Raw genomic sequence first — 12,162 nt, forward strand, 5'->3', positions numbered from 1 at the left:
GGGGCCGGTCCGACGGCCGGCAGGGGAGGAGCGGGAAGGCAGGGGGGAGGCGGGTGCCCTGATGCCCGCGGGCCGCCGGGTCAGTGCAGCGCGCGGTCGCGCCAGTACCGGAAGTCGCGGGTGGCGTCGGGGGCGAGGCTCCAGGGGTGCGGGGTCATCCGGCGGCCGAGACGGCGGAAGACGGGGGCCGCGTCGTCGGCCCGCTTCATCCTCGTCAGCGTGAACGCGAGCAGGTTGAGGTCGGCGAGCGCCTCGGCGTGCGGCGCGGCGGCCGTGCGGAACCAGTGGGTCAGGGCGTGGTCCGCCTCGGCGGCCGCCTGCCGTTCGTACCAGTGCCCGTCGGCCGCGAACGCGATGGTGACGTCCCCGGACGTCCGGTGCGTGACCAGTTCGATCCTGGCGGCGAGGGGCAGGAGGGCCACCGGTGACCCGTACGGCGCCTGGCTCGCGCACCGCTCCGCGAAGTCGAGCATCTCCATGAGCGTTCCGTGGCCGCGGGGCGACAGATGGTCCAGCATCCGGTGGCAGGCGGTCCGGTTCCACGGATCGCGGGCGACCGCCTCGGTCCACACCGGGAAGACCGAGCGCGTCGGGGCGCCGCAGGAGGTCATCAGCGACAGGAGGGCGAGCCACGGCGTGGGGTCCTCGGGCGCGGCACGGGCCGCCCGCATGCAGTCCTCGTAGCGTTCCCGCGGGTCCGCCCGGTCGTCGTCCGCCGCCCGGGCGGCCCGCGCACAGGCCCGTACCACGAGCGCGTCGGGGTCCTGCGGGCGGTCCTTGAACCAGCGGTCGGCGACCACCGGCGGGAGCGCCCGGGCGAGCACCCGGACGCGGTGCACCCGGCGGTCCCAGTCGCGGCCCGTGCTCCGCAGCAGTTCGGCGGCGGGCGCCCACGACGGGCGGCTCGCCCCGGTGGCGAGGCCGTGCATCTGCTGCGCGGGGCGCAACTCGGCGAGGACGCGGTGCAGGGGGAGGTCGTCGAGCTCAGGGCCCACGACCACGGGGGTTCGGCGTCGCAGCATGGCCGTCCGGGGGAGGGGAGGGGGAGGGAGGGGAACCGTCGGACAAGAGTTGCCCACACACGCCGGACGGTTGACAGACTCACCCGTCGTCGACGCCGGGCGGTTGACGGACTCCCCGTCGTCGCCCGTACGGGCGCTCCGTCCACCGCCTCTCGGGTACCCGGTCCCGCACGGCGCGAGAGCGCGACTTCCGGGGCGGTACGCCGGTCAGTCCTGGACGAGCTGATCGGCCAGCCGGTGGGCCTGGGCCAGCAGCGCTCCGTACGTCAACAGCGCGTCGGGGTCGTCCCGCACGGCGCCCGGAAGCCGTCGGCGGAACGCGTCGAGCAGGTGGTGCAGCTCCTCGACCGCCTCGCGGAGCTCGTCGGCGGCGGCGGCGTCATGGCCGGCCGGCGTGAAGCGCGCGCTGCCGTAGAGCGCCACGGCGTGGGCGGTGCGGTGCAGGAAGTCCGCGTACGGACGGGCGATCTCCGCGGCCGGCTGTGCGGCCTTGCTGCCGTGGTCCACGGCCTCCCACACCGTCCGGGTCACGCCGGCGGTGTGCACGGCGATGTAGTCGAGCACGACCACGGCGTCGCCGTACGGCTTGTCGGGCTGCGCCGCGGCGTACAGGCGTCGGCCGCGCGGGTTCCCCCGCATGCTCTCCGTGCCGCGGCCGATCGCCGACCGCGCCTGGTCCACCAGACGGCCCAGACGCAGGGCGCGCGCATGCCACTCGGCGGCCGCCCGGTCGTCCCACTCGCCGTCGGCCAGCCCGTCGGCCACCGCGTCGAGGATCTCCCGCGCCTCACGGACCGCGTCCTCCAGCGCGGTGCGCGTGTCGCGCAGATAGAGGGGCGGACGGACCAGCGCGTTCACCGCGACGCCGACCGCCGCGCCGAAGACCGCCTCCGCGACCCGGGCCGCCGACGAGGCGATCGTGACCTGGCCGCCGGTCAGCACGAAGAGCGCGCCGGTGGCCGCGTACACGCCCTGACTGCCCAGACGGTGCCACTGCCCGAGGAGCAGCACCGCCGGCAGGACCAGGGCCATCGTGACCATCGTGCCGTCCAGCAGCAACGCCACCGCCGTGGCCACCACGGTGCCCGCCGCGATCGCCGCGAGCTGCTGCAGACCGTGTGCCACCGACCGGTACACCGTCGCCTCCACCAGCACGACCGCCACCCACGGCGCCACGAACGCCATGGGCGCCGCGAGCCACCAGCCCGCCACCGCCCAGGCCACCCACGCGGCCAGCGCGGCCTTGCCGGCCTGCGCCACGAGATCCCGTTCGCGGCCCGGCCCGGCCCACGCCCGGCGAGCGGTCCGCACGAGGTTCCCGCCGCTCAGCCGTACCGCCCGCACCAGTCGAGTCGGCCATGCCGCCTGCGGTGCCCGTGTCGTCGCGTGAGTCCACTCCATGGCACATCAAGTGCCACACCAGGCCCGCAACGCACCTACCGTGCGCGACGTCACAGCGCACTGTCCGGGAACAACCGCCGTGCCGTCACCCGGCGTGCTGTCAACGAGTTCACGCCCGACCGTGATCCCCATGTGATCGGTGCCGCGTAGTCTCCAGCCGACCGGGGGACTCGACTCACGGGCGTTCGACCAGTACGGGGGACACACATGACACATCGGCGTGCGGCGATACCTGCGGTGACGGGCGGGGTGCTGCTCACGGCGCTCCTGTGGTGGGCCGGGGCGAGCACCGAGGCCCTGCACCTGCAGGGCGCCACCGACGTGCTGGGCGGCCGGCTCGTCGCCGAACTCCAGCAGTGGCTCGCCCCCTGGTCGTACGACCCCGCGGCGTCGGTCCGGTTCGGCTCCGGCGCGCTCGGCGAGATCGGGGACCCTGCCGGTGGCGACGCCACCCGCTATCTGTCCCTGTACGAAACGGCGTTGCAGATCCGGTTCGCCGCGGTCTTCGTCTTCTTCGTGCCGGGGGCGATGCTCCTGGTCCGCCGGCTGCCGCCGGTCGACGGCCGGCTGCCGGCCGCGCTGCTCGCGCTGTGGGGCTGGGGAGTGGTGGCCGGGACGCTGGCGGTGACCGTCTCCGCGCCGTGGCTGATCGCCTCGCGGGGACGTGGCAGTTACCGCTTCCTCCCGCAACTGGCGGGCGTGATCTCCTCCGGGCGGCAGATGCTGGTGGTGACCTCACTGCTCGCGTCGCTGGCGACGGTCCTCGTCGCGCGGGTGATCGCGAGGAGCGCGGATCCGCTGCCGCGTGCGGCCGTCCCGGCGCGTGCGGCCCGGCTGGCCGCCACTGTCGGGACGGCGGTGATCGCGCTGTCCCTGGTGGTCCTCTCGTACCAGTCGGTCGCCGCCGAACTGCAGACGTCCTTCTCGGGCGGCGGGCTGCTCTCCGAACCGGGTGACCTCCTCCGCCAGTGGCTGCTTCTCGGCGCCTGGTCCGCTCCGGCGGGAGTGTCGTTCGGGGACTGGCTCCTGTACCGGGCCGTGGACGTCCTGCTGCTCGCCCTGGTGTGGACGGCGCTGCGGCGGCTGCCCGCGATGCTGACGCGGGTGACGGTCCCGGCGATGGCGGTGGCCACGGTGTGCTTGACCGTGGTCGGACTCCTGGCGAGTCAGCTGCTGCGGGTCGCGCTGGACGGGTCGACCCTGAAGTGGGACCTGATGTACCTGTCCGCGGGCATCGGCGACGGAGTCCCGGCAGCCCTCGTCTGGGGCCTGACGGCGGGAGCCGCGGCCACCGTGACCCTGCGGACGGCCGGGGGACGCGGGCCGGCCGTGGACGCGGCGGCCGAGGAACCGGAACCCGCCCGGCCGTGAGGGAGCGCGCGGTTTGGCGAACAGGAGCCGGAACGCCGTGAGGTCACGTGCCGGCCGCCGGACAACGCACCCCGGCCGTGACGTGACGTGCAGACCCCGGAGGCCTGCCGTATCCGGTCCCTCGGCACACGGCGGCCGGGGCGGCCCGGTGGCTGCTCTCCGGCCCGGCCGGCGCGGTCACCGCGGCCGCAGCCGGTAGAACTCGGTCGCGGTGTCGGCGAGGATGGCCCGGGTCTCCGTCGCGGAGCAGTCGCGCAGCAGCTCCTCGACGGTGGCCGCCCAGGCGTTCCAGCCGCCGGCGACGACGCAGACCGGCCAGTCGGAGCCGAACATGAGCCGTCCCGGGCCGAAGGCGGAGAGCAGCACGTCCCACACAGGACGGATGTCAGCGATGTCCCACTTCTCGCGGTCGGCTTCGGTGACCAGGCCCGACACCTTGCACCGGACCTGTGTGTGGCAGGCCAGCCGGCGGATCCGCCGTTCCCAGTCACCCAGGTCGCCGGCCGCGATCGGCGGCTTGCCCGCGTGGTCGAGGACCAGCGGCAGGCCGGGCACGCGCTCGGCGAGCCGGATCGCCTGGGGCAGTTGGTGGTCGCGGATCAGCACGTCGTAGCCGAGCCCCTTGTCGCGCACCGTGCGCAACCCCGACTCCACGACGGGCCGTTGCAGCCAGCCGGAGTCCGGCTCGCCCTGGACGAGGTGGCGCACGGCCCGCAGATGGGAGCCGCCGGGTCCGGCGCGCAGCCTGTCGAGGATGTCGCCTATGGCCGGAGAGGCCAGATCCACCCAGCCGACGACGCCGCCGATCAGTGGGTCCCGCTCGGCCAGGGCGAGCAGTTCGCGCGTCTCGGGGAGGGACGCCACGCACTGGACGACCACGGTCTGCGTCAGGGAGCGGCCCGTGATCGTGCGGGTCGCGGTCGCGCGCAGATCCCCGATGCCGAAGGAGCGACGGATCGACTCGTGGCCCGGCTCGTCCAGCCAGGGCTGGGACCGCCGGTCGAGATTCCACACATGGTGGTGGGCGTCGACGAGCCCGGAGCGCGCGTGGTCAGACACGGGCCGCGTCCGGTCCGTCGCAGTGGATGATCATGACAGCAACTCCTGTGCAGGTGCAGGGGTGGCAGAGCCCTTCGAGAGACGCGTGGCGTCGGCTCGGAGAGTCGGGGTCATCGGATGTCTGAAACAGTGGCGACTGTAGACGTTGCCGGTCGCGCGGGCAATCCAATGATCCCATGTGTGAGAGGTTCTTTTCCTGGTTGTGTCCGGTAACGACCATCGTATTACGTGCGTATCGACTCACCCATAGAGGGCGCGGACCGCGCGATCTCCATTCATGGGATGTCCGGTGGCGCTCCCGGAGTCGCTGCTGCCGCATCGCCGGCCTCCCCGGATCGCCGTGATCGTACGGTGGGTGTAGCAAAAACACAGCTCAGTAGGCTTGTCGGACAGCGGTCCGTGACTGTCGTGGCCTCCCTGTGGCGCTCCCGGCCCCGATGCCGCAGGATTCCTGTCGATCACCCCCTTGTCATCTCTGGTGGCGTCGCCGTAACGTCCTCCCAGCTCAAGAAACATCCGAGCAATCAAGGGCTTGGAGTGGAACGGACGGCGGTTTCTGGCCGACACCACGGCCGTCGCCGGGGCGGCGGTCGAGGGCGGCCTGTTCGGCTCCGGCCGCGCGTTCACCGCACCGCCCGTTGTCGAGGGCCCGTGACCCGGTGCGGGTGTCCCACCACGGACCGCAGCGGGCCATGCCCACACGTCAGGACCCCGCCGCAGCCGGTCGTGCGCCATGGCTGCGGCGGGGTGGCGCGGGGCGAGCGCCCCGAAGATCTGGTCCGGCCCGCGCCGAAGGCAGTCGACCCGACCGCAAGTGAACAGGGATGCTCCCATGAACATGAGACAACCGCTCCGCAGGCTGAGTGCCCAGGCCGTGGCGCTGACGCTGGCCGTCACCGGGGGAGTGGCGGCCCTGGCCGCGGCACCCGCGCAGGCCGTGAGCGGCACGATCGGCGTGACCTTGACGACGTCCGACCTGAGCCAGGCGCTGACTCCGCAGCCGGGCATCGCCCTGGGGCCGGTGTCCTCGGGCAGTGTGAATCTGAAGGTGGACGACACTCAGTCGTTCCAGACCATCGACGGTTTCGGCGCCGCGTTCACGGACACCTCGGCCTACCTTCTGCAGAACAAGCTGAGCGCGGCCACCCGTGACCGGGTGATGCGCGACCTGTTCACCCGCGGCCCGGGCATCGGCCTGTCGCTGATGCGGACGCCGATGGGTTCCTCCGACTACACCGCCACCCCCGCGGGCAGCCCCGGCACCTACTCCTACGACGACAACGGCGGCGTCGCCGACCCGACTCTGGCGAACTTCTCCACCGCCCACGACGACGCCTATGTCATCCCGGTCATCAAGCAGGCCCAGGCGCTCAACCCGTCGATGAAGCTCTTCGCCAACAACTGGAGCCCGCCGGCCTGGATGAAGACCACCAACACCATGCTCGGCACGAACAACGGCACCCTGCGCTCGGACATGTACGGGCCGCTGGCGCAGTACTACGTCAAGTTCCTCCAGGAGTACCAGACCAAGGGCGTCAACGTCTGGGGCATCACTCCGCAGAACGAGCCGACGATCTCCCCCTCCACGTACTCCGCCATGCTGTGGGCCGCGGGTGACGAGGCGAAGTTCATCGCCGGCAACCTCGCCCCGGCGCTGCAGCAGGCCGGCCTGAGCGACACGAAGATCCTCGGCGGGGACGCCGACCACGTGGACACCAACTACGCCAACACCCTGATGGGCAACCAGGCGGCGCGCGACGCGATGTACGGCACCGCATGGCACTGCTACCGCGACGACCTCGGCAGGATGACCACCATCCACAACTCCTACCCCGACAAGCGGATCTACGAGAGCGAGTGCTCCACCGGACCGGGCATCGCCCCGATGAACGCCGCCCAGCTCGCCCTGGAGTCCACCTTCAACTGGGCCAACGGCGCCCTGCTGTGGAACCTGGCCCTCGACACCGACGGCGGCCCGAAGATGGGCGTCGGCTGCGACAACTGCACCGGCCTGGTCACCATCGACCAGGCCACAGGCAAGGCCACTTACACCGACAACTACTACCAGCTGGGCCAGTTCTCCAAGTTCGTGGTGCCCGGCGCGACCCGGATCGGGTACAGCGACGGCGGCGGGATCTGGGCACAGGCCTACAAGAACCCCGACGGCGGTGAGGTCCTGGCCGCCTACAACAACAACTCCTCCGCCACCACGTTCACCACCACCTGGAACAACGCCGGCTCCTTCACCTACACCCTCCCCTCGCACGCCACGGTCACCTTCACCCGGAGCGCGCAGACCGCCGCCGGCCAGATCGTCGGCCAGGGCTCGAACCGCTGCCTCGACGACACCGGCAACCCGGCCAACGGCGTTCAGCAGTACATCTGGGACTGCGTCTCCGGCAACACCAACCAGCAGTACCTGTACTCCGGAAGCCGTGAGCTGCAGGTCGCGGGCAAGTGCCTCGGCGCGTACGGCAACGGCACCACCAACGGCACGAAGGTCGTCACCTGGGACTGCAACGGCGGCGCCAGCCAGAAGTGGACCTTCCACGCGGACGGCAGCGTCACCAACGACCTGTCCGGCCTCTGCCTCGACGTGACCGGCACGGGCACGGCGAACGGCTCGAAGATCCAGCTGTGGAGCTGCACCGGAGCCCCCAACCAGAAGTGGTCCGCCTCCAGCGGCGGCTGACCGCGCGGACGGCGCCCGGCCGGGCCGTGGGACACGTTCCACGGCCCGGCCGGGCGCACCGCCGTTCGCCGGGTGGCCCTGGGAGCTTTCTGGGGACGAGCGCCGCGTCCGCCCCTGCCCGCCGCCCGACCTGCGGCGATCGTGCACAGGGAACTCCCAGAACCTCTCGGGTACGTGGCGGTCGCGCGGCCCAGCCTGCACCTGCCCAGCGGCACGCGGCCCCGCGCCGCGTGCGTCGTCGAAACGGAGCGGACCGAGCGGACGGCTCGCGTGCCGGCGCGGGTCTTCCCGTCGGCGTCCTAGGCCCGAGGGGCCGTGGCCCGGCGCACGTGATCGGCGATCAGGGCGTAGACGTCCCGGGCCGTCTCGGCGTCGTTCTGGTCGTAGCCGTGGTCGGCCCCGGGGACGTCGTGGTGGTCGAGCAGCGCACCGGCCCTGCGCAACCGCTCCGCGTACCGGACGCCTTCCGCGTGGAGCAGGTCGTGCTCCGGCGTGATGACGAGGGCCGGGGCGATGCCGGTGAGGTCCGCGGTGTCCGACGGGTGCGCGGGGGAGACCAGCGGATCGCTGCGCCGCCTCCGGTCCGGGACGTACGCGGAGTCGAAGACGTCGGCCATCCACGGGCGCAGTAGCGGCTTGGCGGCGGACGAGTGCTTCTCCCGGGCATCGGTCGCGAGGTCGAGGGGCGGGTAGTGGAGGACCTGCAGCGCGATCGAGGGACCGCCCTTGTCCAGGGCCTGGCGGGCCACGGCCGCGGCGAGGGCGCCCCCGGCACTCTGACCGCCCACCACCAGTCGGCTGCCGTCCCACCCGTGCTCGTCGCCGTGCTCCGCGATCCAGCGGACCACTTCGTACGCCTGGTGGGGCGGGGCGGGGAAGGGGTGCTGCGGGGCGACGGCATAGTCCACGTTCACCACGGCCACGCCCGCCTCCGCGGCGAGGTGACGGCACAGCGGATCGTCCAGCTCGATCGGAGGCAGCACGAAGCCCCCGCCGTGGAAGTTGACGTAGACCGGCAGGGGCCCGGCAGCCCGGCCGTCGGGCAGGTACACCACGGCCCGGGCGGGGGCGACGGACGTCGGGACGGTCAGCTCGCGGGTGTTGCGGGGGTATTCCGGATACCGGTTGAGGAGGGTCGAGGCGACGTGCCGGTCGGCCAGCAGGGCGTTGAGGCGCTGCATCGTCCTCGCGGCGACGGAGGCGACTTTCGGCCGGGCGAGAAGGGACATGACGGCTCCGTTCGGGAGGGGCGCTCAGGTCGACGGCGATGCGCCTCGGAGTGGACTCGCGGTGCGGTGGCGTCCGTACGCGGATCGCCGGGGAGACGCGTTCAGGTTAGGAACCGCCGGGCGGGTGTCCGAGACCCCCGGGAAGCGAAGACGACGGGTTCCGGCAGTACCGGGGTACCGGTCGGCATCCTCCGCGAGGAGGTACGGCACCGTCCGCGCACGCGGTCACGGCGCCGCGCGCCCGGGTTCCCGCCAGCGCCGACGCTCCCGGAGGAGCCCGCCGTCCGGACCCGCTCCGCGTACGTGCTTTCGGACGAGTGCGGGCGGTACCCCGGTACCGCCCGGCCCGGCCGTATTCGCTTCCCCGGTGCCGTGGAGGGCCGGAAATCCGCGCCTAGCGTGAGATCCGGGTCGCAGGACCCACCGACCTTCTGTCATCCGTTCCGTGATTTCCCAGGTGGGAGTATTCCCGTGGCCACCCTTCTCTACCGGCTCGGCCGGTTCGCCTTTCGGCGACGACGACTCGTGCTCATGCTCTGGATCGTCGTCCTGGCGGTCGTCGGCATAGGCTCCGCGAACGTGTCCGGCAAGACGTCGGACCAGTTCACGATTCCGGGCACCCAGTCCCAGAAGGCACTCGACCTGCTGGACAAGGAGTTTCCGCAGGCGTCCGCGTCGGGCGCCACGGCCCGCGTGGTGTTCGAGGCGCCGGACGGGCAGCAGCTCACGTCCGGGGCGAACAGGTCCGAGGTCGAGTCGCTGATCGCCGACCTGAAGAGGGCCCCGCTGGTCGCGAACGTCACCGACCCCTACCGGAGTCGCCTGGTCAGCGCGTCCGGCACCATCACCTACGCGCAGGTGACGTACAAGGTCGCTCAGGCCGACGTCACGTCCGAGGCGCGGGACGCGCTGCACGCCGTCGCCGGCAAGGGCGAGAAGGCGGGCCTGGCGGTCAGCCTGGGAGGCAACGCCGTCCAGGAGAAGGAAGGAGCCAACGCGGGTGAGCTCATCGGGCTCGCGGTGGCAGCCGTCGCGCTCGTGATCACCTTCGGCTCCCTGCTGGCGGCCGGGCTGCCCCTGCTGACCGCGCTGCTCGGCGTCGTCGTGGCCATCCTGTCGATCACCCTCGCCACCGCCTTCGTGGACATGAGCTCCTCCTCCTCGACGCTGGCGCTGATGCTGGGCCTGGCGGTGGCGATCGACTACGCGCTCTTCATCGTGTCCCGCTACCGGAGTGAGATCCGGGACGGCCACGAACCGGAGGAGGCCGTCGGGCGGGCCCTGGGCACCGCGGGCTCGGCGGTGGTGTTCGCCGGTCTGACCGTCGTCATCGCGCTGGCCGGGCTGAGCGTCATCGGCATCCGGATGCTGACCGACCTGGGCGTGGCGGCGGCCTTCGCCGTCGTCGTCGCCGTGGTCGTGGCGCTGACCCTGCTCCCCGCGGTGCTGGGATTCGCCGGCCTGCGGATCATGAAGGGGAACCTCAGGACCCGGCGCATGCGGGCGCTGGAGAGCGGCGAGGGCGAGCCCATGGGCGTGCGCTGGGCGCGGCTGGTCACCCGCCGCCCGTGGCCGGCACTCGTCCTGTCGGTCCTCTGCCTCGGCATTCTGTCCCTCCCCACGCTCTCGCTCCGGCTCGGCATGCCCGACGACAGCACCGCCGCACCGGGCAGCACCCAGCGGGTCGCGTACGACACCCTGAGCAAGGGCTTCGGCGCGGGGTACAACGGCCCGCTGACGGTGGTCGTCGACGCCCGCGGGAGCAAGGATCCCCGCGCCGCCGCCCAGCAGACGACCACCGTCCTGGGCGCACTGCCGGACATCGCCTCGGTGAGCCCGCCGGTGTTCAACCAGGGGGGTGACGTGGCCCTGATCCGTGCCGTCCCGAAGAGTTCCCCGAGCAGCACGGAGACGATCGACCTGGTCTCCGAGATCCGCGACACCAGCGCCGCCGCCGTGTACCGGGCGACGGGCGCCGAAGTGGTGATCACCGGCACGACGGCACTGAACATCGACGTCTCCGAGAAGCTCGGTGACGCCCTGCTGCCCTACCTCGCGGTGGTCGTCGGCCTCGCGATGATCCTTTTGCTGCTGGTGTTCCGCTCGATCCTCGTGCCCGTCAAGGCGACACTGGGCTTCCTGCTCAGCGTCACGGCGACGCTGGGCGTGCTGGTCGCGGTCTTCCAGTGGGGCTGGCTCAAGGAGCTGTTCGGCGTCGACACGACCGCGCCGATCGTGAGCGTCATGCCGATCTTCATGATCGGTGTGGTGTTCGGTCTGGCCATGGACTACCAGGTCTTCCTCGTCACCCGGATGCGGGAGGAGTACGTCCACGGCGCCGGGCCCACGGAGGCGGTGATCGCCGGATTCCGGCACGGCGCCCGCGTGGTGACCGCCGCCGCCGTCATCATGATCTCGGTGTTCGCCGGGTTCCTGCTCGCCGACGCGTCGCTGATCAAGTCGATCGGCCTCGGCCTCGCCTCCGCGGTGCTGTTCGACGCCTTCGTCGTGCGCATGACGATCGTGCCCGCCGTCATGACCCTGCTGGGCCGCCGCGCCTGGCGCCTGCCCGGCCGGCTCGACCGGATCCTTCCGGACGTCGACGTCGAGGGCGAGAACCTGCGCCGTGCCCTGGCGGCGGGAACCCTGGGAACGGCGACGGCCGCGGGCGACGGGGCCGAGGAGCGCAAGCGACTCGCCCCCGTGCGCCCCGGCGGAGACTGACCGCTCCGCCCGCCCCGCGACGGCCGGCGCCCGCCCCCCACACACGCACCGCGCGTGCCGGCCGTCCCCCCGATCACCGTCCGCCGGTCCCTCTCCCCCCGGGGGCCGGCGGACGGTCCCCTGCGAGAGCACCGAACAAGAGCCGGGCACTGGCCGCCGAGAGCGCCACCCGTGAGCGGAGACGAAGCGGAATGAACAGCCGTGCCGGTGATGCCCGCACAGCCCGTCGGGCACCCGGACCGGCCCGTCGGATCGCGAAGGTGCACCGGCCCCGTCCGGTGATCCGGCACACCGGTGGTCCTCGTGAGGAGGGTCCTCGAAGGGATCGTGCTCCGGCCGGTGATCCAGGGCCGCACCCTGCAGATGCCTCCGGCGGTGATCCTGCCGGCGCTCACAGCGGGCGCCTCGGTCGCGGGGATCCTCGGCATGCCCCTGTCGGTCCCGTCGACCGCCGCGGTGTCCGGAGTGCTCGCGGAGCTTCGCGGACGCCCGGAAAGGGCGGACGGGACGGCCCTGGGCCCTCCTGCGGTCTCCACGGCACCCGGGGCCGCCGAAGCCGTGACGCCCCGCGCGGTGACGGGGAGCGAACCCCCTGCCGTGTCGGCCACCCCGGCACAGGCCGTCGCCGAGGCCCCGGCGACGGGCGGAAGGACGACGACGCGTC

8 protein-coding genes and 1 pseudogene are annotated in these 12,162 nt (G+C 72.5%); 5 read left to right on the forward strand and 4 right to left on the reverse strand.

Annotated features, from left to right (window positions below; genetic code table 11):
• Nucleotides 1–80: 80 nt before the first annotated feature.
• Nucleotides 81–1,022 (reverse strand): hypothetical protein, encoded by a 942-nt coding sequence (locus C6376_RS23485; RefSeq protein WP_107445240.1) that lies wholly within the window; start codon nt 1,020–1,022, stop codon nt 81–83.
• Nucleotides 1,023–1,229: 207 nt separating this feature from the next.
• Entirely contained in the window at nt 1,230–2,423 is a 1,194-nt protein-coding gene (locus C6376_RS23490; RefSeq protein ID WP_107445241.1) for an aromatic acid exporter family protein, read from the reverse strand.
• A gap of 207 nt (nt 2,424–2,630) precedes the next feature.
• Here C6376_RS23490 and C6376_RS23495 point away from each other — a divergent pair, with 207 nt between their 5' ends.
• A complete protein-coding gene (locus C6376_RS23495; protein ID WP_107445242.1) occupies nt 2,631–3,794 on the forward strand; it encodes a hypothetical protein in 1,164 nt (387 codons plus the stop codon).
• A 177-nt stretch (nt 3,795–3,971) separates the two neighbouring features.
• Here C6376_RS23495 and C6376_RS23500 read toward each other — a convergent pair whose 3' ends face one another.
• A complete protein-coding gene (locus C6376_RS23500) occupies nt 3,972–4,853 on the reverse strand; it encodes an amidohydrolase (protein ID WP_107445243.1) in 882 nt (293 codons plus the stop codon).
• A gap of 532 nt (nt 4,854–5,385) precedes the next feature.
• On the opposite strand from C6376_RS23500, the gene C6376_RS46170 reads away from it, so the two are divergent.
• On the forward strand, nt 5,386–5,508 hold the full coding sequence (locus C6376_RS46170; RefSeq protein WP_301554701.1) for a hypothetical protein: 123 nt from the start codon (nt 5,386–5,388) through the stop codon (nt 5,506–5,508).
• 177 nt (nt 5,509–5,685) lie between these two features.
• Nucleotides 5,686–7,545 carry a ricin-type beta-trefoil lectin domain protein gene (locus C6376_RS23505; RefSeq protein ID WP_159083235.1) on the forward strand — a complete coding sequence of 620 codons (1,860 nt, stop codon included), beginning with the start codon at nt 5,686–5,688 and terminating at the stop codon, nt 7,543–7,545.
• A gap of 299 nt (nt 7,546–7,844) precedes the next feature.
• On the opposite strand, the gene C6376_RS23510 is transcribed toward C6376_RS23505, so the two are convergent.
• Nucleotides 7,845–8,774 (reverse strand): alpha/beta hydrolase, encoded by a 930-nt coding sequence (locus C6376_RS23510; RefSeq protein WP_107445245.1) that lies wholly within the window; start codon nt 8,772–8,774, stop codon nt 7,845–7,847.
• Between the two features lie 471 nt (nt 8,775–9,245).
• Between C6376_RS23510 and C6376_RS23515 the strand changes: the two genes are divergently transcribed.
• Together C6376_RS23515 and C6376_RS46450 are read left to right on the forward strand one after the other, a co-directional pair.
• A complete protein-coding gene (locus tag C6376_RS23515; protein WP_107445246.1) occupies nt 9,246–11,498 on the forward strand; it encodes an MMPL family transporter in 2,253 nt (750 codons plus the stop codon).
• A gap of 303 nt (nt 11,499–11,801) precedes the next feature.
• A pseudogene (locus C6376_RS46450) lies at nt 11,802–11,960 on the forward strand (AI-2E family transporter); the annotation flags it as partial.
• Nucleotides 11,961–12,162: the final 202 nt, after the last annotated feature.

This window comes from Streptomyces sp. P3, from assembly GCF_003032475.1.
GTDB lineage: Bacteria > Actinomycetota > Actinomycetes > Streptomycetales > Streptomycetaceae > Streptomyces.

Bases quoted from the DNA above. Each gene is read 5' to 3' on its own strand.
- C6376_RS23485 (WP_107445240.1), bottom strand. From the start codon at position 1,022: ATGCTGCGACGCCGAACCCCCGTGGTCGTGGGCCCTGAGCTCGACGAC.
- C6376_RS23490 (WP_107445241.1), bottom strand. From the start codon at position 2,423: ATGGAGTGGACTCACGCGACGACACGGGCACCGCAGGCGGCATGGCCG.
- C6376_RS23495 (WP_107445242.1), top strand. From the start codon at position 2,631: ATGACACATCGGCGTGCGGCGATACCTGCGGTGACGGGCGGGGTGCTG.
- C6376_RS23505 (WP_159083235.1), top strand. From the start codon at position 5,686: ATGAACATGAGACAACCGCTCCGCAGGCTGAGTGCCCAGGCCGTGGCG.
- C6376_RS23510 (WP_107445245.1), bottom strand. From the start codon at position 8,774: ATGTCCCTTCTCGCCCGGCCGAAAGTCGCCTCCGTCGCCGCGAGGACG.